Origin of the sequence: Streptomyces sp. CB02414, from assembly GCF_001905385.1 — a bacterium.
In the GTDB taxonomy this organism is placed as follows: Bacteria; Actinomycetota; Actinomycetes; order Streptomycetales; family Streptomycetaceae; genus Streptomyces.
Window position 1 is genome coordinate 45,967 of sequence record NZ_LIPF01000004.1, and the last position, 22,036, is coordinate 68,002.

Annotated in this window: 20 protein-coding genes; 9 read left to right on the plus strand and 11 right to left on the minus strand. The window is 74.4% G+C overall.

Translation table 11 applies throughout. The annotated features are described in order from the left end of the window. Positions 1-192 precede the first annotated feature (192 nt). Complete coding sequence (locus AMK11_RS14385) at positions 193-1,794, plus strand: cellulase family glycosylhydrolase (protein WP_241847002.1); 1,602 nt, start codon at positions 193-195, stop codon at positions 1,792-1,794. Positions 1,795-1,800: 6 nt separating this feature from the next. Here AMK11_RS14385 and AMK11_RS14390 read toward each other — a convergent pair whose 3' ends face one another. Beyond that, on the minus strand, positions 1,801-2,013 hold the full coding sequence (locus tag AMK11_RS14390; RefSeq protein WP_073727886.1) for a hypothetical protein: 213 nt from the start codon (positions 2,011-2,013) through the stop codon (positions 1,801-1,803). A 76-nt stretch (positions 2,014-2,089) separates the two neighbouring features. On the opposite strand from AMK11_RS14390, the gene AMK11_RS38490 reads away from it, so the two are divergent. Genes AMK11_RS38490 through AMK11_RS14405 form a run of 3 tightly spaced genes read left to right on the plus strand, consistent with a single transcriptional unit; the run spans position 2,090 to position 4,418 of the window. Continuing rightward, a complete protein-coding gene (locus AMK11_RS38490; RefSeq protein ID WP_241846969.1) occupies positions 2,090-2,356 on the plus strand; it encodes a hypothetical protein in 267 nt (88 codons plus the stop codon). A gap of 53 nt (positions 2,357-2,409) precedes the next feature. After that, positions 2,410-3,099: a response regulator transcription factor gene (locus tag AMK11_RS14400; protein ID WP_073726945.1), complete on the plus strand. Its 690-nt coding sequence runs from the start codon at positions 2,410-2,412 to the stop codon at positions 3,097-3,099. Beyond that, a complete protein-coding gene (locus tag AMK11_RS14405) occupies positions 3,096-4,418 on the plus strand; it encodes a sensor histidine kinase (RefSeq protein ID WP_073726947.1) in 1,323 nt (440 codons plus the stop codon). Before AMK11_RS14400 ends, AMK11_RS14405 begins: the two co-directional genes overlap by 4 nt. Before the next feature lie 6 nt (positions 4,419-4,424). On the opposite strand, the gene AMK11_RS14410 is transcribed toward AMK11_RS14405, so the two are convergent. Then, a complete protein-coding gene (locus AMK11_RS14410) occupies positions 4,425-5,294 on the minus strand; it encodes a CAP domain-containing protein (RefSeq protein ID WP_073726949.1) in 870 nt (289 codons plus the stop codon). A 465-nt stretch (positions 5,295-5,759) separates the two neighbouring features. Here AMK11_RS14410 and AMK11_RS14415 point away from each other — a divergent pair, with 465 nt between their 5' ends. From AMK11_RS14415 to AMK11_RS14435, 5 genes are all read left to right on the plus strand, one after another. After that, the gene (locus AMK11_RS14415; RefSeq protein WP_073726951.1) at positions 5,760-6,038 is read left to right on the plus strand and encodes an acyl carrier protein; all 279 of its coding nucleotides are present in this window, start codon (positions 5,760-5,762) and stop codon (positions 6,036-6,038) included. Further along, positions 6,035-7,327: a beta-ketoacyl-[acyl-carrier-protein] synthase family protein gene (locus AMK11_RS14420; protein WP_073726953.1), complete on the plus strand. Its 1,293-nt coding sequence runs from the start codon at positions 6,035-6,037 to the stop codon at positions 7,325-7,327. Before AMK11_RS14415 ends, AMK11_RS14420 begins: the two co-directional genes overlap by 4 nt. A 47-nt stretch (positions 7,328-7,374) precedes the next feature. After that, positions 7,375-8,328, plus strand: a complete 954-nt coding sequence (locus AMK11_RS14425) for an ACP S-malonyltransferase (protein ID WP_241847003.1) — start codon at positions 7,375-7,377, stop codon at positions 8,326-8,328. 68 nt (positions 8,329-8,396) lie between these two features. Continuing rightward, the gene (locus AMK11_RS14430; protein WP_073726957.1) at positions 8,397-8,714 is read left to right on the plus strand and encodes a hypothetical protein; all 318 of its coding nucleotides are present in this window, start codon (positions 8,397-8,399) and stop codon (positions 8,712-8,714) included. Positions 8,715-8,835: 121 nt separating this feature from the next. After that, entirely contained in the window at positions 8,836-12,210 is a 3,375-nt protein-coding gene (locus AMK11_RS14435) for a pyruvate carboxylase (RefSeq protein ID WP_073726959.1), read from the plus strand. A 39-nt stretch (positions 12,211-12,249) separates the two neighbouring features. On the opposite strand, the gene AMK11_RS14440 is transcribed toward AMK11_RS14435, so the two are convergent. From AMK11_RS14440 to AMK11_RS14480, 9 genes are all read right to left on the minus strand, one after another. Next, positions 12,250-12,579: an antibiotic biosynthesis monooxygenase family protein gene (locus AMK11_RS14440; RefSeq protein ID WP_043383968.1), complete on the minus strand. Its 330-nt coding sequence runs from the start codon at positions 12,577-12,579 to the stop codon at positions 12,250-12,252. Positions 12,580-12,613: 34 nt separating this feature from the next. Beyond that, positions 12,614-13,423 carry an endo alpha-1,4 polygalactosaminidase gene (locus AMK11_RS14445; RefSeq protein WP_073726961.1) on the minus strand — a complete coding sequence of 270 codons (810 nt, stop codon included), beginning with the start codon at positions 13,421-13,423 and terminating at the stop codon, positions 12,614-12,616. Next, positions 13,420-14,082 carry a spherulation-specific family 4 protein gene (locus tag AMK11_RS14450; RefSeq protein WP_073727888.1) on the minus strand — a complete coding sequence of 221 codons (663 nt, stop codon included), beginning with the start codon at positions 14,080-14,082 and terminating at the stop codon, positions 13,420-13,422. The genes AMK11_RS14445 and AMK11_RS14450 overlap by 4 nt, the downstream gene beginning before the upstream one ends. Then, a complete protein-coding gene (locus AMK11_RS14455) occupies positions 14,079-14,999 on the minus strand; it encodes an NAD-dependent epimerase/dehydratase family protein (RefSeq protein WP_073726963.1) in 921 nt (306 codons plus the stop codon). The genes AMK11_RS14450 and AMK11_RS14455 overlap by 4 nt, the downstream gene beginning before the upstream one ends. 7 nt (positions 15,000-15,006) lie before the next feature. Then, positions 15,007-15,720 (minus strand): nucleotidyltransferase family protein, encoded by a 714-nt coding sequence (locus AMK11_RS14460; protein WP_073726965.1) that lies wholly within the window; start codon positions 15,718-15,720, stop codon positions 15,007-15,009. A gap of 28 nt (positions 15,721-15,748) precedes the next feature. Continuing rightward, on the minus strand, positions 15,749-16,750 hold the full coding sequence (locus AMK11_RS14465) for a GDP-mannose 4,6-dehydratase (protein ID WP_073726967.1): 1,002 nt from the start codon (positions 16,748-16,750) through the stop codon (positions 15,749-15,751). Between the two features lie 117 nt (positions 16,751-16,867). Then, a complete protein-coding gene (locus tag AMK11_RS14470) occupies positions 16,868-18,277 on the minus strand; it encodes a hypothetical protein (protein WP_073726969.1) in 1,410 nt (469 codons plus the stop codon). After that, positions 18,274-19,797 (minus strand): GT4 family glycosyltransferase PelF, encoded by a 1,524-nt coding sequence (pelF, locus tag AMK11_RS14475; protein ID WP_107429680.1) that lies wholly within the window; start codon positions 19,795-19,797, stop codon positions 18,274-18,276. Before pelF ends, AMK11_RS14470 begins: the two co-directional genes overlap by 4 nt. 53 nt (positions 19,798-19,850) lie before the next feature. Continuing rightward, positions 19,851-21,992, minus strand: coding sequence for a hypothetical protein (locus AMK11_RS14480; protein WP_073726971.1), 2,142 nt, complete (start codon positions 21,990-21,992; stop codon positions 19,851-19,853). Positions 21,993-22,036: the final 44 nt, after the last annotated feature.

Sequence of the window (22,036 nt, forward strand, 5' to 3'; positions counted from 1 at the left end):
GACGTACCCGTTCCACTCGACCTTCGTTTCACGGCGCCCGTCGTCTTGACGTGTACGCGCCGTCGTGGCTTCATGGGAGCGCTCCCACAACAGTAAGCGCTTCCCCACCTCCCCACTGGAGTCACCGTGCGCACAACACCACGCGAACCGCGGCAGGGCTTCTTGGCCCGCCTGCTCGCCGCGCTGGCCGTCATGACCGGCCTGGTCGTCCTCGGCGCCCTCTGCCCGGCCGCCGCCCTGGCCCAGTCGCCGCCCGGCGCCCGGGCGGCCACCGGCCTGCACATCAGCGGGGGCCGGCTCCTGGAGGCCAACGGCAACGACTTCGTCATGCGCGGCGTCAACCACGCGCACACCTGGTACCCCGGCGAGACCCAGTCGCTCGCCGACATCAAGGCACTGGGCGCCAACAGCGTCCGGGTCGTCCTCTCCGACGGCCACCGCTGGAGCGAGAACAGCCCCGCCGACGTGGCGGACGTCGTCGAGCAGTGCAAGGCGAACCGGCTGATCTGCGTCCTGGAGGTGCACGACACCACCGGCTACGGCGAGGACGCCGCGGCCGGCACGCTCGACCACGCCGCCGACTACTGGATCGGCCTCAAGGACGTGCTGGCCGGCGAAGAGGACTACGTCATCGTCAACATCGGCAACGAGCCCTGGGGCAACACCGACCCCGCGGGCTGGACCGAGCCGACCGTCGCGGCGGTGAAGAAGCTGCGCGACGCCGGATTCCAGCACACGATCATGGTGGACGCGCCCAACTGGGGCCAGGACTGGCAGGGCGTCATGCGGGCCAACGCCCGGACCGTGTGCGACGCCGACCCCACCGGCAACCTGATCTTCTCGATCCACATGTACAGCGTCTACGACACCGCCCAGGAGATCACCGACTACCTCCAGGCCTACGTCGACGCCGGACTGCCCATCCTCATCGGCGAGTTCGGTGGCCCCGCCGACCAGTGGGGCGACCCCGACGAGGACACCATGATGGCCACCGCCGAACGGCTGGACCTCGGTTACCTGGCCTGGTCCTGGAGCGGCAACACCGACCCGGTCCTGGACCTCGCCCTCGACTTCGACCCGAGCCGGCTCAGCTCCTGGGGCGAGCGCATCTTCCACGGCGCCGACGGCATCGCGCGGACCTCGAAGGAAGCGACGGTCTTCGGCGGCGAAACCCCGGACGACACCGAGGCGCCCAGTGTTCCGGGGACCCCGGCCGCCTCCGCCGTGACGGACACCTCCGTCACCCTCGGCTGGGCCGCGTCGAGCGACGACACCCGGGTCACCGGATACGACGTCGTCCGCGTCGACGACGGCACCGAGACCCCGGTCGCCACCTCGACCACCAACTCGGTCACCGTGACCGGCCTCACCGCCGGTACCGCCCACACCTTCGCCGTCTACGCCCGAGACGCCGCCGGCAACCGCTCGGCCCGCTCCGCCACCGTGGACGTCACGACCGACGAGAGCGGCACCCCCGGCGCCACGTGCGCGGTGACCTACCGCGTCGTCGGCGAGTGGCCGGGCGGCTTCCAGGGGGAGATCGCCGTCCGCAACACCGGGACCGCGCCCCTCGGCCCGTGGACGCTCGCCTTCACCTTCCCGGACGGCCAGACCGTCACCAACATGTGGGGCGGGACACCGACGCAGACCGGCGGCGCGGTGAGCGTCGCCCCGGCCCCCTACACCGCCACCATCCCGGCCGGCGGCACGGTCACCCTCGGGTTCACCGCCGGGAAGGGAGCCGCCAACACCGCCCCGGCTGCCTTCAGCGTCAACGGGAACGCCTGCGCGTGACCGGTGTCACCACGACACCTCGCGGACGTCGGCCCGGCTCTCCGGCCGGGTCGTCGCCGTGATCTCCGACCGGTGGCGGCTCGCCGAGAACGTGACCGTCAGTGTCTGCGGGCCGCTCTGCTCCGTGCTCACCGTGAACCCCCGGTTCGGCACCGCCGAGACCAGGCACACTCCGTCGTCGCCGAACCGCACGGTGGCCTTGCCGCCCTCGGAGGGCACCGTGTAGACGCCGGCACCGCCCTCGCACCCCGAGCCGCCCGAGTCGGCCGGCGGGCTCGGGGGAGTGGTGCGGGCGGTGGGTGTCGGCGTCGGTGTCGGGCTCGGCTCGGGCGGCTTCTCGCTGCTCCGGGACGGCGTGGGGCTGGGCCTGCGGCTGGTCGCCGACGGGCTGGGTGACGGCTCCGCGGTCCTCGACGGGCTGGGCCTCGGGGACTGGGGCGGCTCACTCGGCGCCGACTGCGCGACCGGCGCGGTCGGCCGGGTCGAGCCCACCACGAAGTGGATCGTGATGATGACAGCCGTGACACTGGCTGCCGTGCACGACAGCCAGATGATCAGGTAGCGCAGGAGGCGGGACACGACACCATAGTGACGGACCGGCTAACGTGCCTGCCCATGGCCTCCGTACTGGTCGTCGAGGACGACCCCGTGATCCGGGCCGCGCTGATCGAGGTCCTGACCGGGCACGGCTACGCGGTCAAGACCGCCCACCAGGGTTTCGAGGCGCTGCGCGACATCACCCAGAGCCCGCCGGACATCGTGGTGCTGGACCTCGGGCTGCCCGACCTCGACGGTCTCGACGTGCTGCGCATGATCCGGGGCATCTCCCGCGTCCCGGTCCTCGTCGCCACCGCCCGTGACGACGAGAGCGAGATCATCCGGCTGCTCAACGCCGGGGCCGACGACTACCTGGTCAAGCCGTTCTCCGGCGGCCAGCTCGCGGCCCGGCTCGCCGCCGTACTGCGCCGGTCCGTGCCCGCCGACGTCCGGGCCGCGCGCAGGCCCGTCCTCCAGGTCGCCGACCTGCGCATCGACCCCACCGCGCGCACCGCCCACCTCGCCGGCCGGGAGCTCCCGCTCACCCGCCGCGAGTTCGACCTGCTCGCCTACCTCGCCGCCAACGCCGACCAGGTCATCTCCCGGCAGCGAATACTCGCCGAGGTGTGGCAGCAGCCGTACGTCGAGGACCAGACGGTCGACGTCCACCTCTCCGCACTCCGCCGCAAAATGGGTGAGAAGGCGCGAAAGCCCCGCTATCTCCACACCGTGCGCGGCATAGGCATCAAGTTGGTCAGCTCGCCATGAGACGTGCCCTCGCCGGGATCGCCCTGGCCGTCACCTCGATGGTGGCGCTGTCCTTCCTCATCCCGCTCGCCCTCCTCGTCCGCGAACAGGCCCGGGACCGGGTCACCACCGCCGCCGAACAGCGGGCCTCCGCCCTGTCCCCGGTCCTGGCCCTCACCACCCGGCGCGCCGACGTGCAGCAGGCCGTCGCGGAACTCGGCTCCGCCGACCAGCTCGTCGTACGGCTGCCCGACGGCGGCTTCGTGGGCACCCCGCACGCGCCCCGGGACGCGCTCGACCGGGCCGTGCGCGGCCGCGAGACGCTCGCCGTGGACACCGACGAGGGCTGGGTCTACCTCCAGCCCGTCGTCCTGCGCGGGGACCGGGTGGCGGTCGTGGAAGCCTTCGTGCCCGCCGCCGACCTCACCCGGGGCGTGGCCGCGTCCTGGGGTGTGATGGCGCTCCTCGCGCTGGGCCTGGTCGGTGGCTCGGTGCTGGTCGCCGACCGGCTCGGCGCCCGCGTCGTCCGCTCCTCCCGCGGCCTCAAGCGCGCCTCGCTGGCCCTCGGCTCCGGGAACCTGGACGTACGGGTGGAACCGGACGGGCCGCCCGAGCTGCAGGAGGCCGGCGCGGCGTTCAACACGATGGCCGACCGGGTCGTCGACCTGCTCGCCATCGAACGCGAACTGGTCGCCGACCTCTCGCACCGGCTGCGCACCCCGCTGACCGCCCTCTACCTGGAGGCCGACCGGATGGGCGCGACGCCCAGCGCCCGGCGGGTCACGGAAGCGGCCGGGCAGCTGGAGAGCGAGCTGGACTCGATCATCGCCGCGGCACGCACACCGCTGGCCTCGGCGCACCTGGCCGGTGCGGGGGCGGGCGCGTCAAAACCGTGCGACGTCGCCGAGGTGGTCGCCATGCGCCTGGACTTCTGGTCGGTCCTCGCCACCCAGCAGGGCCGGCCCTGCGAGCGTTCCCTCACCCCGCGCCCGGCGCCCGTCGCCTTCCCCGAGGACGATCTCGCGGCCGTCGTCGACGCCCTGATCGGCAACGTCTTCCGGCACACCCCTCAGGGCACCGCCTTCACCGTGCGCGTGGAGCGGGCGGACCGGCACGTGTTTCTCACGGTCGACGACGCGGGCCCGGGCGTGGCGGACCCCGAGGCGGCGCTCACCCGGGGCGTCAGCGTCGGCGGCTCCACCGGACTCGGCCTGGACATCGTGGCGCGGGCGGCCCGCGCGGCGGACGGCGAACTGACGATCACCCGCGCGCCGCTGGGCGGCGCGCGGGTGCGGGTGTCGTTCGTACTGGCCGGCGCGAGCGGCGCCGGGACACGGTGACGGGCGTCAGCGAGGGGCGCCGAAGTTCTGCGTCCACCAGGGGCCGCCGTCGCCGAAGTGGACGCCGACGCCCAGTTCCTTGAAGGAGCAGTTGAGTATGTTCGCGCGGTGGCCGGAGCTGTTCATCCAGGACTCCATCACCGAGGCGGCGTCCGCCTGCCCCCGGGCTATGTTCTCGCCCAGCGTCGACCACTGGTATCCGGCGGCCTCGACCCGGGTCGTCATCGTGGAGCCGTCGGGGCCCGTGTGGGACATCACACCACTGCTCGCCATGACGTCGCTGTAGTCGTCGGCGGCCCGGGTCAGCCGGGAGTTCGCCGTGACCGGCGAGCAGCCCGCCGCGGCCCGCTCCTCGTTGACCAGCGCGAGGACCTGCGCCTCGGGCCCGCCGGACCCACCGGAACCGGAACCCGACCCCGAGTCCGACCCGGTGCTGCCCGATCCCGAGTCGCCGCTTCCGCTCGCCGGACGGTCGCCGCCGCCGCTCTTCGCCGTCGTCCGCACGGGCGCCTTCGACGCGGGCTCGGCCGACTTCCGCTCCGTACTCGGCGTGGGGCTCGCCGACCGCTTCGGCTTCTCCTTCGGCTTCGCGCTCCCGCTCGGCGAGCTGCTCGCCGAGGCGCTCGGGCTCGCCGAGCCGGAGGCGAGCGGCACCGCGCCGCCCGCCGCGTCCTCGGCGCCCGGCGCCTCACCGGCGGTGCTCGCCGCGACCCGGTCCGAGGCCCCGCCGTCCTCGCCGTCGGCGACGGCCAGGGTGATCCCGACGCCCGCGGTCACGGTGACGGCGCCCAGGGCCAGCGCGGTGCCGCGGGTCCGGAGCCCGCCGCGCGGTCGGGCGTGGGAGCGGGACGGGCGAGCGGCTCGGCGGGAACCCATGCAGGACACCTCGGTCTGTCGGTCGGCTGGCTCGGCCCCCGTACCCGGTGGACGCGATCGCGCCCACCGGGACTGTGGGGGGTGTTCGAGAGCCTAGGACCCGGCCGGGGCGGAAACGCCCGTTCGAAGGTCATCTTCAAGAAGCCTTAAAAGAGCCGCCAAAGTCCGCTGAGGAACGGACGGCGTCCCTCCGGCCGGTTACGCGCCCGCCGGCCGGCACCCTCGGTCCGCCACGGGGCGCTTCAACGTGAAGAGCGGACACGGCGGTCCGCAGAAGCCCCTCGCGTGCTCCCGGTACCCCGCCGTCACCCCCTGAGGGGCGCTTGCCGTGCCGGGCCGCCGGACAACCTGTCGGCGTGCGCCCGGCAGATCGCCGCCGCACCGCCGGCGCACCCCGGGGAGTCAGGGACCTCCCGCCCGCCGTCCCCCGGGGGCGCCGCGCACCGAGAACAAGGAGGTACGCACATGCCGTCCACCGCCGAGGAACGAAAGCTGCTCGACGAACTGCGGGAACTGCTGGCCGCGACGGTCGAGGACCTGTCCGTGGAGGAGATCGGACCGGACTCCTCCCTCCGGGACGAACTGGGCGTCGACTCGCTGGCCATGCTGGAACTGGTCGCCGCGATCGAGGACCGCTGGCAGATCGAGGTGCCGCAGGAGCGGGCGGAACAGCTCACCACGGTGCGGCAGATCGCCGCCCACCTCGCCGAAGTCGTCGCCGCTCCCGCGGGCAGGACCGCGTGAGCCCACGGCACGCGGCCGGTCCGGCCCCCGAGGAGCGGGCCGCGGTCGTCACCGGACTGGGCCTGACGACGGCGCTGGGCGGCGACGTCCCCTCCACCTGGCGGGCCCTGCTGGCCGGCGTGTGCGGCGTCGGACGCCTCGACTTCGAGTCCGAGGCACCGGACGGCCCCGCGCCGGCCTACCTGGCGGCCCCGGCGGCGGTCGAGCCCACCACCGTGCTGCCGCCCGCCAAGGCGGCGCACTGCGACCGCTCGGCGCAGTTCGCCCTCGTCGCCGCCCGGGAAGCCGTGCGCGACGCCGGGTTCGAGGAGGCGTCGTCCCTGGGCGCGAGCGGTGCGCGGGTGGCCGTGGTCGTCGGGGTGGGGCTCGGCGGGCTCACCAGCACCCTGGAGCAGAACCACCGCCTCCGGACCCGCGGCGCCCGCCGGGTGAGCCCGCGCACGATCCCGGTCATGCTGCCCAACCACCCGGCCGCCGAGGTGGGGCTCATGGTCGGCGCCAAGGCCGGGGTGCACGCCCCCGCCAGTGCCTGTGCCTCCGGCGCCGAAGCGCTCTGCCAGGCCCTCGGCATGATCCGGGACGGCCGCGCCGACATCGTGGTCGCGGGCGGCGCCGAGGCCGCGCTGCACCCCCTCGCCCTGGCCGGGTTCGCGCGGCTGGGCGCCCTCTCCCAGCGCCTGGACGATCCCAAGGGCGCCTCCAGGCCCTTCGACGCCGGCCGGGACGGCTTCGTGATGGGGGAGGGCGCCGGCATGCTCGTCGTCGAGAGCGCCGCGCACGCCGCCGCCCGCGGTGCCCGCGTCCACGGAAGGCTGGCCGGCGCGGGCATCACCAACGACAGCCATCACGTTGCCCAGCCCGCGCCCGGCGGTACGGGCTGCGCCGCCGCCGTCGACGAGGCCCTGCGCGACGCCCGGCTCCACCCGGAGCAGGTCCGGCACGTCAACGCCCACGCCACCTCGACGCCGCTCGGCGACCTCGGCGAGGCCCAGGCCCTGGAGCAGGTCTTCGCCAAGGACCTGGACGACGTGCTGGTCAGCGCCACCAAGGGCGCCTTCGGTCACACCCTGGGGGCGGCCGGCGCGATCGAGGCCGTCCTGACCGTCCTCGCCCTGCGCGAGCGCACCGCGCCGCCCGCGTGCAGCCTGGAACGCGTCGACCCGGAGATCGGCCTGAACGTCGTGGGCCGCAGCCCCGTGCCTCTGCCCCCGGGGCCCCTCGCGGCCGTCTCCACGAGCATGGGCTTCGGCGGGCACAACGTCGCCCTCGCCCTCGCCGCCGCCTCATGAACCACGGCCCCCCGCTACCGGCCGGGAGCACACTGCGCACCGTGCTGATGTGCCCCGGCCAGGGCGCCTACCTCCCGGGCGCCCTGCGCCACCTGCGCGACGTACCGTCCGTCGCGCGGGTGCTGCGGAGGGTGGACGACCACAGCGCGCAGCTCGGCGGCAGCGGCGGACCGCCCGCCGGGCTCCTCCTCACGGACTCCGGCGCGCCCCGCCCCGAGCAGCTCCTGCTCGCCGCCCCCCTCGCCTTCGACCTGGCCACCTACGCCGCGGTGACCGCCTCCGCGACCCTCCTGCTCGACCTCGCGGACCCGCCCGTCCACGCGGTCCTCGGCCACAGCGTGGGCGACCTCGCGGCGCTCACCGTGGCCGGGGTGATCACCCCGGAGCAGGGCGTCCGGCTGCTGCACCTGCGCGACCGGCTGCTGCGGGAAGCCGCGCTCCCGGCGGCCGGCCTGCTGGCCACCGACATGACCGCCGACCGGGCGGCGGACCTGATACGGACCGAGGGCCTGGCCCACCTGTGCGTCGCCGCCCGCAACGCGCCCGCCCAGACGGTCCTGGCCGGGCCCGACGACCAGTTGGCCGCCGTACGGCGCACGGCCCGCGAACTCGGCCACCGCGCCACCCCCCTGACCAGCCGCACCGCCTACCACCACCCCCTGCTCACCGAGGTCCACCGGACCTTCCGCCGGCACCTGCGCACCGAGCCCGTCGCCCCGCCCGCGCTCGCCGTGTACACGGCCACCACGGACCGCCCCGTACGCACCCCGGCCGGACTGCGCACCGCGGCGGCCGCGCACCTCACCGAACCCATGGCCTTTTCCCGCACCCTGGACGCACTGCGCCGGGCGGGCTTCACCACCTACCTCGACAGCGGCCCCCGGGCCCTGCTGAGCACGCTGGCCAGGGCGGGACTGCCGGACTGCACGACCGCCGCCCCCTCCCGCACACCGGCCGGAGTCGACCGGCTGCGCCTGCGCCTCGCCGCGGCCCTGCGGTGACGACACCGCCGGGGCCGGGTCCCGCGGCGGTATCGGGGTAGGCGGAGGGGAGCCGAAGGAGGAGTGCCATGACGACGTACGTCATCTCGGTGCCGGGCACGTTCACCGGCGCGGTCCAGGACACCACGAAGGACGAACTGGCCCGCGCACTGCGCCCCGCCGACCCGCACCGCACCCACCTGGGAGACGAGGAGGACCTCGACGCCCTCTCCGTCAACGACGACGGCACCTTCACCATCCGCCTCACCGTCGAGGCCGACACCGCCGCCCGCGCGGAGGGCCGCGCCCGCGAGGCCGCCGACTCCGCCCTGCGCGCGGCCGGCCTGGACGACGGCAGCGCCCCGCTCGGTCCCACGATCGTCACCGGCATCGACTCCGACGTCTGACCGACCCGACCGCGACCTCACACGGCCGGACACCGGACAGTGAGTGGCCCGGCTCACATGGCGTACCGGAGGCGGCGCCGACACCATGGTCTCGTCACCCGGCAGGCTGAAGGGATCAAGAATGTTCCGCAAGGTGCTGGTCGCCAACCGCGGTGAGATCGCGATCCGCGCGTTCCGTGCGGGCTACGAGCTCGGCGCGCGCACGGTCGCCGTCTTCCCGCACGAGGACCGCAACTCGCTGCACCGGCTGAAGGCCGACGAGGCCTACGAGATCGGGGAGCCGGGCCACCCGGTGCGCGCGTACCTCTCCGTGGAGGAGATCGTGCGCGCGGCCCGCCGCGCCGGAGCCGACGCCGTCTACCCGGGCTACGGATTCCTCTCCGAGAATCCCGAACTCGCCCGCGCCTGCGAGGAAGCCGGCATCACCTTCGTCGGTCCGAGCGCGCAGATCCTCGAACTGACCGGCAACAAGGCCCGCGCCGTCGCCGCCGCCCGCGAGGCCGGCGTACCGGTCCTCGGGTCCTCCGCGCCCTCCACCGACGTGGACGAACTCGTCCGCGCCGCCGCCGACATCGGCTTCCCGGTGTTCGTCAAGGCCGTCGCGGGCGGCGGCGGGCGCGGCATGCGCCGCGTCGAGGAACCCGCCCAACTGCGCGAGTCCATCGAGGCCGCGTCCCGGGAAGCGGCCTCCGCCTTCGGCGACTCCACCGTCTTCCTGGAGAAGGCCGTCGTCGAGCCCCGCCACATCGAGGTGCAGATCCTCGCCGACGGTGAGGGCGACGTGATCCACCTCTTCGAGCGGGACTGCTCGGTGCAGCGCCGCCACCAGAAGGTCATCGAGCTGGCGCCCGCCCCCAACCTCGACCCGGCCCTGCGCGAGCGCATCTGCGCAGACGCCGTCAACTTCGCCCGGCAGATCGGCTACCGCAACGCCGGCACCGTGGAGTTCCTCGTCGACCGCGACGGCAACCACGTCTTCATCGAGATGAACCCGCGCATCCAGGTCGAGCACACGGTCACCGAGGAGGTCACCGACGTCGACCTCGTCCAGTCCCAACTGCGCATCGCCGCCGGAGAGACGCTCGCCGACCTCGGCCTCGCCCAGGAGAACATCACCCTGCGCGGCGCCGCCCTCCAGTGCCGCATCACCACCGAGGACCCCGCCAACGGCTTCCGCCCGGACACCGGGCAGATCAGCGCCTACCGCTCACCGGGCGGCTCCGGCATCCGCCTCGACGGCGGCACCACCCACGCCGGCACCGAGATCAGCGCCCACTTCGACTCCATGCTGGTGAAACTCTCCTGCCGCGGCCGGGACTTCACCACCGCCGTCAACCGCGCCCGGCGCGCCGTGGCCGAGTTCCGCATCCGCGGCGTCGCCACCAACATCCCCTTCCTCCAGGCGGTGCTGGACGACCCCGACTTCCAGGCCGGCCGGGTCACCACGTCCTTCATCGAGCAGCGCCCGCACCTGCTCACCTCCCGCCACTCCGCCGACCGCGGCACCAAGCTGCTCACCTACCTCGCCGACGTCACCGTCAACAAGCCGCACGGCGAACGCCCCCGGCTCGCCGACCCGCTGACCAAGCTGCCGGCCGTGCCCGCGGGCGACCCCCCGGCCGGCTCCCGGCAGCGGCTGGCCGAACTCGGCCCGGAGGGCTTCGCCCGGTGGCTGCGCGAGTCGCCGACCATCGGCGTCACCGACACCACCTTCCGCGACGCCCACCAGTCGCTGCTGGCCACCCGGGTCCGCACCAAGGACATGCTCGCCGTCGCCCCGGCCGTCGCCCGGACCCTGCCCCAGCTGCTGTCCCTGGAATGCTGGGGCGGCGCCACCTACGACGTCGCCCTGCGCTTCCTCGCCGAGGACCCCTGGGAGCGGCTGGCCGCCCTGCGCGAGGCCGTCCCCAACATCTGCCTCCAGATGCTGCTGCGCGGCCGCAACACCGTCGGCTACACCCCGTACCCGACCGAGGTGACCGACGCCTTCGTCCAGGAGGCCGCGGCCACCGGTATCGACGTCTTCCGCATCTTCGACGCCCTCAACGACGTCGACCAGATGCGCCCCGCCATCGACGCCGTGCGCCAGACCGGCACCTCCGTCGCCGAGGTCGCCCTGTGCTACACCGCCGACCTGTCCGACCCGGGCGAGCGGCTCTACACCCTCGACTACTACCTGCGCCTCGCCGAGCAGATCGTGAACGCCGGCGCCCACGTCCTGGCCGTCAAGGACATGGCCGGCCTGCTGCGCGCCCCGGCCGCCGCGACCCTGGTGTCCGCGCTGCGCCGGGAGTTCGACCTGCCGGTGCACCTGCACACCCACGACACCACCGGCGGCCAGCTCGCCACCTACCTCGCCGCCGTCCAGGCGGGCGCCGACGCGGTCGACGGCGCCGTGGCGTCCATGGCCGGCACCACCTCGCAGCCGTCCCTGTCGGCGATCGTCGCCGCCACCGACCACACCGAGCGGCCCACCGGCCTCGACCTCCAGGCCGTCGGCGACCTGGAGCCGTACTGGGAGAGCGTCCGCAAGGTCTACGCCCCCTTCGAGGCGGGCCTCGCCGCACCCACCGGCCGCGTCTACCACCACGAGATCCCCGGCGGCCAGCTCTCCAACCTGCGCACCCAGGCCATCGCGCTCGGCCTCGGCGACCGCTTCGAGGACATCGAGGCCATGTACGCCGCCGCCGACCGGATGCTGGGCCGCCTGGTGAAGGTCACCCCCTCGTCCAAGGTGGTCGGCGACCTGGCCCTGCACCTGGTGGGCGCGGGCGTCTCCCCGGCGGACTTCGAGGCGGAACCGGACCGGTTCGACATCCCCGACTCCGTCATCGGCTTCCTCCGCGGTGAGCTGGGCACCCCGCCCGGCGGCTGGCCCGAGCCGTTCCGTACCAAGGCACTGCGCGGCCGTGCCGAGGCCAAGCCGGTGCCGGAGCTGTCCGCCGACGACCGCACCGGGCTGGCCAAGGAGCGCCGGGCGACCCTGAACCGGCTGCTGTTCCCCGCGCCCGCCCGCGAATTCGACAGCCACCGCGCCTCGTTCGGCGACACCAGCGTCCTGGACAGCAAGGACTTCTTCTACGGGCTGCGCCCCGGCACGGAGTACACGGTCGATCTCGACCCGGGCGTCCGGCTGCTGATCGAACTCCAGGCGGTCGGCGACGCCGACGAGCGCGGCATGCGCACCGTGATGTCCTCGCTCAACGGGCAGCTCCGCCCGATCCAGGTCCGCGACCGGTCGGCGGCGTCCGACGTCCCGGTCACCGAGAAGGCCGACCGGTCGAACCCCGGGCACGTCGCGGCGCCGTTCGCGGGCGTGGTCACCCTCGCCGTCGCCGAGGGGGACGAGGTGGAGGCCGGTGACACGGTGGCCACCATCGAGGCGATGAAGATGGAGGCCACCATCACCGCCCCGAAGTCCGGCACGGTGAGCAGGCTCGCCATCAACCGCATCCAGCAGGTGGAGGGCGGCGACCTCCTCGTCCAGCTCGCCTGAGCACGGGGGCGGCCCCGGACCGGGGCCGCCCCCGACGCCTCACGCCTCCTTCGGCGCCGCCTGCTGCACCACCTCGAACGACCACACCGTGGACCCGCTCGCCGCGGGCTTCGGCCGCTCCCCGCCCTCCGCGCCGCCGCCCTGGTGGGCCGCCTTCATGGGGCCCTCCATCCACGCCTGGAACGACGCCTCGTCGCGCCACCGCGTGTAGACGAGGTAGTTGTCGGTGCCCTCCACCGGCCGCAGCAGCTCGAACCACTCGAAGCCGTCGGAGCTCTCGACCGCGTGGGCCCGCGAGGCGAAGCGCTTCTCCAGCGTCTCGCGCTGCTCGGCCGGGACGGTCAGTACGTTGATCTTCACTACGCTCATGGCCCCATCCTGCCCCATGCCCCCATCGCCGCCGTCAGCACGGCTCGCGCCAGACCCCGAGCTCCGGCCGTTTCCGCATCGACGACAGCCCGAGCCTGCGCGACTCGGCGCAGAAGCGCCCGGTCGGCTCGCCGTACTCCACGTGGAAGACCGCCTTGCCCGCCGCCACGAACGGAGCGAGCCGCGCACACTCGCCGTACTCGGCGCACTGCTCGTTGACGGCGAAGTCGAAGTCGTCCACCAGCTGCGGAATCTGCGCCAGGTCGTTCTTCAGGCCCACCGCGAGACCGCGCTGGCGGGCGATGGCGGCGATCATGCGGTTGTACGCCAGCTGGTCCCGGGCGGTCAGCGGGAAACCGGTCTGCTCGGCGTATCCCTCCACCAGGTCGGGCTCCACCGCGTCGAAGCCCTTGTCCCGGCACATGTCGAACCGCCGCTCCATGATCGGCCGCAGTACGGACAGCCGGCGGATGTCCAGCCAGCGCTCACCCCGCCAGCCGTTGGGCTCGCCCAGCACGGACCGGGGAAAGGCGTCCCAGTCGGGACGGAAGTCCTCCCAGGCACCCACGTTGACGTAGCAGATCACCTTGCGGCCGGCCCGGTGCAGCCGGGCCACGTCCGAGGCGTCGTTCTCGAAGCCGTCGATGTCGTAGACCGGGACGTCGGCCGACGGGTCGACCCGCCCGTCGAGCTGCCACTGCCAGGCCAGTCCCGGCCGGGGCCGCCACACCTCGGTGGCGGACGGCTCCGGTGGCGGCGGACCGTCCGTACCGGAACACCCGGCCACGACCAGGGCGGCCAGCGCGGTCAGCGTCGCCGCGAACGCCCGTCCGCCCCGCCTCACGACTGCGCCCCGGTCAGTACGGGAGTCAGCCGCGCCCACGGATTGGGCAGCTCTCCCGACACGGGCCCCGACACGGCCGCGCCACGCTCCCGCGCGGTGCGCACGGCGAGCGGGGCCAGCGCCTCGGGCACCCCGTACACCAGGTGGCAGAACCGCTCCGGCCGGAGCCGCAGCGTCCAGTCCGGCCGGCTGAACGCGGACACGTACACCGACCAGGGCCCCTCGAAGGTGACCAGGAGATCGGCGATCCGCGCGTAGCCCGGAGCGGGATGGACCCCCGGATTGAGCACGACGGTCGCCGAGCCCCGCCGGCGCAGCGCGCGCACCATCGCCCGGTACGCCGCGAGTTCGGTCGCCGCCGCACTCACCCGGTCCAGGAAGCACCCGTCGGTCCCGTACCACTCCCGGTGCCGCCGGGCGTCCTCGGCGACCTCGGCCGCCGCCCGCGTGCCGTAGTCCGTGTCGACGTAACCGAGCAGCCGGGCGCCCGCCGCGCGCAGCGCGCCGGCCACCGAGGCGAAAGCGGGGTCGGGCACGTCCCCCGGGCCGTTCGCGGGGTTGAGGACGACCCCATACGTGCGGCCGGCCGCCGCCACGAGCCGGTGCCAGGAGCCCGGGTCCTCGGCCGGGTGGACGTACAGCGGGATCAGCAGGCTCACGACGGGCGGTCGCCTTCCGGGGGCCGGGACGGGCCGCCGGCCGACCACAGGGCGGCCAGCGACTCGTCCAGCGAGTACGACGGCCGCCAGTCGAGGGCGGTGCGGGCGGCGGTGATGTCGGAGCACTGCCAGGACACCTGCTCCGAGCGCGCCGAGCCAGCGCCCTGTTCCTCGATCCGGCCGCGGAAGCCGGCGACGCCCGCGAGCGTCCGCACCAGCCTGCGCACCGGCACGGCCTCGCCGCCGCCGACGTTCAGCACGGACGGCAGCGGGCCGGTGGCGGTGACCGCGCGCTCCGCGGCCCGCGCGACGTCGCGTACGTCGACGAAGTCCCGGTATGCCGACAGGTCGCCCAGCCGCAGTACCGCGTCCGGGTCCGTGCCCGCCGCGCGCAGCAGGCCGGTGACCCGGCCGGGCAGAGAGGTGGCCGGCGCGCCGGGCCCCACCGGGTTGCCGACCCGCAGGACCACGGAGTCCAGCTCCGCGGCGGCGACGGTGACGGTGCCCGCCAGCTTGGTGGCGCCGTAGGCGGTCAGGGGGCGGGTCGGCGCCGACTCCGGCACCGGGACACGCTCCGTGCCCGGACCGTACTCGGCGGCCGACCCCAGGTGGACCAGTCGGGCCGCGGGACGTGCCCGGGACAGCGCCGCGCACAGCACGGCCGGACCGCGGGCGTTGAGCTCGGCGAGCGTCACCGGATCACCGCCGGTCGCGCCCGCGCAGTTGACCACGGTGTCGACGTCCGCCGCCGCCAGCACCCGCGTGAGCCGTTCGACGGTATCGGTGGCCAGGTCGACGGGCAGGTCGGCGGCGGGGGAGCGGCCGCCGCCGAGGACCCGCGCGCCGGGCAGGGCGCGCAGCCGGTCGGCGACGTGGCCGCCCAGATAGCCGGTGGAACCCAGGACGAGGATGCGCATGCGGTGCTCAGGCTCCCTTGAGCAGCAGGGACTTGCGGCTGGTGAACTCCGCGTTGGCCCGGTCGTAGTCGTCGGGGCGGCCGATGTCGAGCCAGTAGCCGTCGAAGTCGTAGGCGTGCGGCGGGTTGCCCGACTTCAGCAGGTCGAGCACCAGCTCGTCGAAGCCCAGGGGCAGTCCGGCCGTGTACCCGTCGAGCGTCGACCGGGACAGCCCGTACACGCCCATGGAGACGCGGTAGTCCATGCTCGGCTTCTCGGTGAAGGCGACCACCCTGCTCGCGTCCGTGGTCAGGACGCCGAAGTCGATGTGCACCTTCCTGGCGTACGTGGCGATGGTCAGCGGCGAGCCGGAGGCGCGGTGCCGGTCCAGTACGTCGGCGTAGTCGAGGTCGGTGAGGATGTCGCCGTTCATCACCAGGAAGTGCTCGGGCAGCCGCTCGCGCATGGTGAGCAGCGGGCCCATGGTCCCCAGCGGGCTCTCCTCGGTCGAGTAGCCGACGGTCAGGCCCCACTGCGAGCCGTCGCCGACGTAGGCGCGGATGATCTCGCCGAGGTGGCCTATGGCGATCGTGCAGCCGGTGAAGCCGGCCGAGGCGAGCTGGCGCAGAACGATCTCCAGGATGGCGTGCTGGTCGCCGATGGGCACGAGCGGCTTGGGCAGCGCGGTGGTGTAGGGCCGCAGCCGGACGCCCTTGCCGCCGGCCAGGATCACTGCGTGCATGAGGTTCCCCCTCGGTTCACGTGCCGGGTCAGATGTTGTAGATGCCGGTCTTGTAGCGGGCGAGGTTGGCCGGGTCGCGGAAGAACTCCACGGTCTGCGCGAGGCCCTGCACCAGGTCGTGCGCCGGGGCCCAGCCGGTCGCCCCGCGCAGCCGGGTCGCGTCCGCGACCAGCCGCATCACCTCGGAGTTCGCGGGCCGCAGCCGCCGCTCGTCCTCCCGTACGTCGAGCGCGGTGTCCATCACCTTGCCGATGAGCGCGACCAGGTCGCCGACGGAGATCTCGCCGCCGGTACCGGCGTTGAACGTACGGCCCACGACCCGCTCGGCGGGCGCGGTGCCGACGGCGAGGAAGGCCTGCGCGGTGTCCTTGACGAAGGTGAAGTCCCGGGTGGGGCGCAGGTCGCCGAGGGTGATGGTCCGCTCCCCGGCCGCCACCTGCCCGATGACCGTCGGGATCACCGCCCGCATGGACTGGCGGGGCCCGTACGTGTTGAACGGCCGCAGCGTCACCACCGGCGTGTCGAAACTGGCGTGGTAGCTGTCCGCCAGCCGGTCGCCGCCCGCCTTGGACGCGGCGTACGGCGACTGGGTGTGGATCGGGTGGTCCTCGGTGATCGGCACGGTCCGCGCGGTGCCGTAGGTCTCGCTGGTGGAGGTGTGCACCAGCCGGGGCGTGCCCTGCGCGCGCACCGCCTCCAGGACGTTCAGGGTGCCCGTGACGTTGGTGTCCACGTAGCTGTGCGGTGCCTGGTAGGAGTACGGGATCGCGATGAGCGCGGCCAGGTGGTAGACGCAGTCGGCGCCCTCGGCGAGGTGGCGGACCGAGCCGGGGTCGCGGACGTCGCCGAGGACGATCTCCACCTGGTCGAGCACGTCGGGGGAGAGCGTCTCCAGCCAGCCGTAGGAGGAGAAGGAGTTGTACTGCGCCATGGCCCTCACCCGGTGCCCGGAGGCGACCAGCGCCTCGGTGAGGTGGGAGCCGATGAAGCCCTCGGCTCCGGTGACGGCGGCGAGCGGTGTGGCGGTCACGCGGGGTCCTTCCGGTCGGTGGATCGGTGAGTGGAGCGGTCGGTGTATCGCTGGGTGACGAGGCGCGGGCAGCGGACCGCCCGTGTCCGGTGGCGGTACGGCGGTCGCGCCGCGGCCTCATGCATGGGCCGCCGGCCGGCCCAGCAGCCGCAGCACGCCCCCGGTGAGACAGAGCGCCGCGCCGCCGCAGCACAGGGCCAGGGCCGTCGAAGGACCCGGCGGGAGCCCGGCCAGGAGGACCGTGCCGGCGCCGGCGGCCGCCGTCAGGCACAGGACGGCCGGCAGCCAGGCCACGCCGAAGGCCTGGAGCAGCAGGGACGTCCACAGCACCGCCGCGAGCAGCAGCAGCGTGACGGGATCGGCGTCCACCAGCAGCGCGGCGGGCAGCAGCGGGCCGAGGTAGGCCAGCAGGCAGCCCGCCAGGACGGCGGCGGACCGCACCCGGAAACCGGCGGGCGTGGTGGTGCTCCGCAGCGCGGCCACCGACAGACCCCGGTACCGGTACAGCAGCCACTCCGCCGGTCCCATGCTCAGCGTCAGCACGATCACCGCCCATGGATGGTGACGGCCCGCCAGGAACACCAGCGACCCGGCGGCCAGCCCGAACAGGCCGTACGGCAGCGAGCTCAGCGGGCGCGGGCGGGCGGCGTTCGGGGCCGGCGCGGCGACGAGCGCGCCGCGCAGCGCCCACCCCGCCGCGGTCACCGCGCCGAGGAGCGACAGCAGGGGCAGCCCCGCCCGCAGGACGTCGCCGGGGTCCCACCACGGCAGCGTCGCCGCACCGGCGATCACCGGCGCGAGCGCCGCCAGCAGGAGCCGCTCCCGGCCCAGCACCAGCAGCACTCCGGCCGCCGCGAGATACCCCGACTGGACCGCCACCGCCAGGGCCGACGCCCCGGACCCGGTGAGGAACACCCCGGCCGCGGCCGCCGCGAGGGCGCCCACGGGCGCTCCCCTGGCGAGGGTGCGGCCCGCCTCCCGCCGCCCGGTCGTCAGACGCAGGTACGCCCGGTGGCCCAGCGCCTGGTTCCACGCCCAGGACAGGAGGCCGGCCACCACCAGGGCCCGCACCGTCCCTTCCGCGGGCAGCAGGTGCCCCGCGAGCGCGTACGCCAGGCCCGGCAGCGCGAACAACGCGCCCCGCAGCGCGCACCGCACGTGGTCGGGCCGCCAGGGGTCGGCGGGGCGCGGGGGGTCCGGGAAGCGGCGCGGCACCCGCTCGTACAGGGCCGTGGCGAGCGAGAACAGGTCGCGGTGCCCGTACCGGTCCGCGATCACCTCGCCGGTCAGCCCCTCGGACTCCAGCAGCGCGGCCACCTCGTACGGGTGGACGGCGGGCGCGACGCGGTCGGCGAGTTCGGCGGCCAGCCGGTCGACCGCGTCGCGCCGGACGTCGTGGCCGGGGCGGACCAGGGCGAGCGTGTGCCGGTCGGACTCGCGCCCGGCGGGGGCGCGTTCGGTCGCGAGCCGGAGCGCAAGCGTGTCCTGTTCGGGGCCGCCCGGTTCGAGGGCCATGGGTCCGCTCATCCGGTCGCGCTCCCCACCGGGGCACCGCCCGCCGCCGCGAACGCGTCGTCGGCGAAGGACGCGGGCGTGGCCGCCCCGCCGAACGCCGACAGTTCCAGGTAGATGGACCGGAAGGTGTCGATGGTCTGGCGGAGGGTGAACTGCTCGATCACCCTCAGCCGGGCCGCCTCGCCCATCGCCCGGCGCCGCCCGGCGTCGCGCAGCAGTTCCAGCGCCGCGGCGGCCATGGCGGCCGGGTCGCGCGGCGGTACCACGAGTCCGGCGCCGCCGACCGCCTCCCGGACGCCGCCGACGTCCGTGGAGACGGTCGCCCGCCCGCACGACATGGCCTCGATCAGCGTGAACGGGAAGCCCTCGCTGATGCTGGACAGCATCACCACGTTCCCGGCGGCGTAGGCGTCCTTGATGTCCTCGACCCGGCCCTCGAAGGCGACCGCGTCACCGTGTCCGAGCTCCGCCGCCAGCGCCTCGCAGCGCTCCCGGTAGGCCTCGCCGCCGCGTGGCGTGCCGCCGAACAACCGCAGCCTGGCGTCGGGCAGTTCGGCCCGCACCAGGGCGAAGGCACGGATCAGGGTCTCCAGGTCCTTGATCGGGTCGACCCGCCCGGCCCAGCTGAGCACGGGCCGCGCGGGCTCGGGGCCGGCGGGCGGGAACGCCGCCGGGTCGACGCCGTTGTAGACCGTGCGTATGGACTGGGGCGCGGCGCCGCCCTGTTCCTCCCACAGCCGGTTGTAGCGGTTGCCCGGGGTGATCAGGGCGGCCCGGCGGTAGGTCTCCTCGGCCAGCAGCCGGAAGAAGCCCAGCAGGAGCGCCTTGACCGGCCAGCGGTAGGGGGCGGTGCGGTAGCCGAGGTAGCGCTCGCGCAGGTAGACGCCGTGCTCCGTCAGCAGCAGGGGCACCCCGTGGCGTTCCAGCCCGGCCAGGCCCGGCAGCACGGCGACACCGCCGCTGACCGCGTGCGCCACGCCCTGTTCCGGGTACGGCGCGGCCAGCGGACGCAGGGCGTGCTCCAGCAGCGCGGTCGCGGTCACCGCGTCGTGCAGGGTGGGCCGGGCCTCGCGCACGGGCAGCCCCGGCCGGTTCCAGACCGCCGTGAGGACGGAGATCGCCCGGTCGCCGCGCAGGAACGGGCTGAGCGCCCCGTCCGCGGCGGCCCGCGCCAGCCGGTACAGGGCGGGAGCGAACCCGTGCTCGGCACGCGGATCGAGCAGCGCGGTGACGAACCGCTCGTAGTCGGCGGCGAGCCGGCCGGCCCGGCGCCCGCGGGGAGCGCGCCCCTGCGGAGCGGCCCCCCACATGGGGACGGAGACGACCCGGCCGACGTGCGCGGGAACGTCCCAGACCAGGGGTTCACGGCCGGTGCCGGTGACGGCGACGACGTCGAAGTCGAGGTCGGGCATGCCGGTGACGAGCTGGTCGCACCAGACGCTCACGCCGCCGTGACTGTGCGGGTAGGTGCCTTCGGTGAGCAGGGTGACGCGCGACGCGCCGGAGCGTCGCGCGCCGTGGGGAACGTGCATGGCTGTGCTCCACGGCCGAGGTGGGTGTGCGGTCCTTCGGTGGCGTGCCGTGCTCAGCGCTGTGCGCCGTACGGCACCGGTTCGGTCACGCCGGCCGGCACCCGGGTGCGGGGCGCGGTGGGGACGGCGGGGCCGGTCCGGTCGGCCGGGAGGGTGACCCCGTCGCCGGGCACGGTGGCCGAGGACGGCAGGGTCAGGGCGAGCGTCCCGCCGGACGTGTCCGTCCAGCCGGAGAGCGCGCCGGCGTAGGCCTCGCCGAAGCCCGTGCCGCCCTGCCGGGTGCCCTCGGGCATCGTCGCCGTCACGGCCAGCCCGTCGGGTGCCCGCACGGTGACGGCGTCGCCGACGCGGTAGGCGGTGACCTGTCCGGCGTCGACCGCGTTCCGCCAGGTGGCGCGGCGCCGCATCTCGACGCCGATGTCCGCCATGCGGAGGTTCACCACGGGGGCGCTGTCGGCGAACAGGCCGGCGTAGCTCTCCAGTACGCCGTCCAGGACGGGGTAGGCGATGCGGTCCTCGGCGAGGTTCGACTGGTGGATGAAGTGCGGCCTGGGATCGTTGGACAGGACGTGTCCGAGCGCGATCCGGGTCTCCAGCGGCACGATGTGCCCGGCGTAGCCGGTGGCCGGGTCCAGCGGGGCGGACAGGCAGGTGGACGTCGCGGGGTTGTCCTCGCAGATGCCGCTGCCGCCCTGGGCGCGGCTGGTGTAGATCCAGTTGTACTCGTCGACCTGCTCGGCCGCGCGGCCCGCGTTGTAGAAGACGTTCATCGGGTAGCGGGAGACCGTCGTGGCGCTGCCGACCCGCCGCTGGACGGGGTCGCGGGAGTTGTCCGAGGCGAGCCAGGCGATGCCGGTGTCCGTGAGGGCGGGGCCCAGGTTCGGGTTGTCCTCGGGCTGCTGCGGGGTGACCTTCAGACCGGAGTGTTCACCGGTCACCAACTCGTCGTTCCTCAGGGGGAGTCCGGCCGTCTCGCCCCAGACACGGTTGGTGGCGATCTCGTCGGCGATCTCGTTCCGGCTCACCCACTGGGTGCTGCCGTCGGGGTCGGTCGCGCACTTCCACGGGACGACGGTGACGTCCTGCCGGCAGCCCAGGAAGGCGTGCGTGTAGGTGTGGTTGATCCAGCGGAACTGGCCGCGGTCGGCGATCAGCTTGTCGGCGAGCGGGTCCGCGCCGCCGTTGTCCTGGCGGTGGTCGACGCTCCCGGAGCCGTTGTAGGCGAGGTCGAGGGTGAAGTCCCGGCTCTCCTGCCAGGCGGTGGCGTGGTCGACGTCGGCCGGGACCATGCGGATCGGGTTCGGTGTGCCCTCGCCCGGCGGGCAGTCCACGTCGCCCGGCGTGCAGTTGAGCTCGGTGTCCCAGCGGTCGTCGGCCGCGAAGACGTCGTCCACGTGCACGGCGAAGTAGTTGCGGTCGGCGCCGAGGTGGACGCCCCCGGTCATCCACTCCACGATGCCCCGGGCGAGCAGCCGGAACTGCTGCTGGTGCTGGTTGTAGACGAAGGTGACGACCAGTTCGCGCCGCCCGTCGTGCCGGTACTCGCCGACCAGGGAACCCTTCGTGGGCCGCCCCGGGATCGCGGCCTGGACGTAGGGCACGAAGTCGGCGCCGGGCGCGGGTGTCGAGAGGTAGGCGTAGGACTCGCCCACGGTGGGGGAGTTGTCCTCGAACGGCACCGTTCCGTCCAGGTACCCGAAGGGCCCGGACCGCCCCGCCTCGGTCACCTCCGCGCGGACGCCGTCGACGCTGCCGGCGTACCCGGTGCCGACGGCGGGCTGGAGTCCGACCTCGGGGCGGGCGTAGGTGTAGGCGTCGACCTGCGGGATCTCGTAGGCGCGCTCGTAGTCGGCGAGCGCCGTCATCTCGGCGGAGCCCGCCGGGAAGGGATTGTCGTTGGGCAGGACGACGGCCTGGAACCGGGCGCGCGGACGTCCGTCCACGGTGTCCGCGAGGAACCCTGCGTCGATCACGGGCCGCCCGGCGTCCCGCAGGTCGACCTCCGTGTACGGCGTGCCCGCGGTCTCCAGTTCGGCGGCGATGGCGTCGGTGGCCGGCCCGCCGTCGCTCACGACCAGCACCCGCAGGTCGATGCGCGGGGCCGGTGCGTCGGCGTGGGCCGGCCCGGCCGGTAGTCCGAGCGACGCGATCAGCGCGCCCACTGCGAGCGCCGTGGTGCGTATGGTCCGCTTCATGCGGTGAGATTCCCTCCCCCGGGCAGGGGCGGACAGGCTCCTGC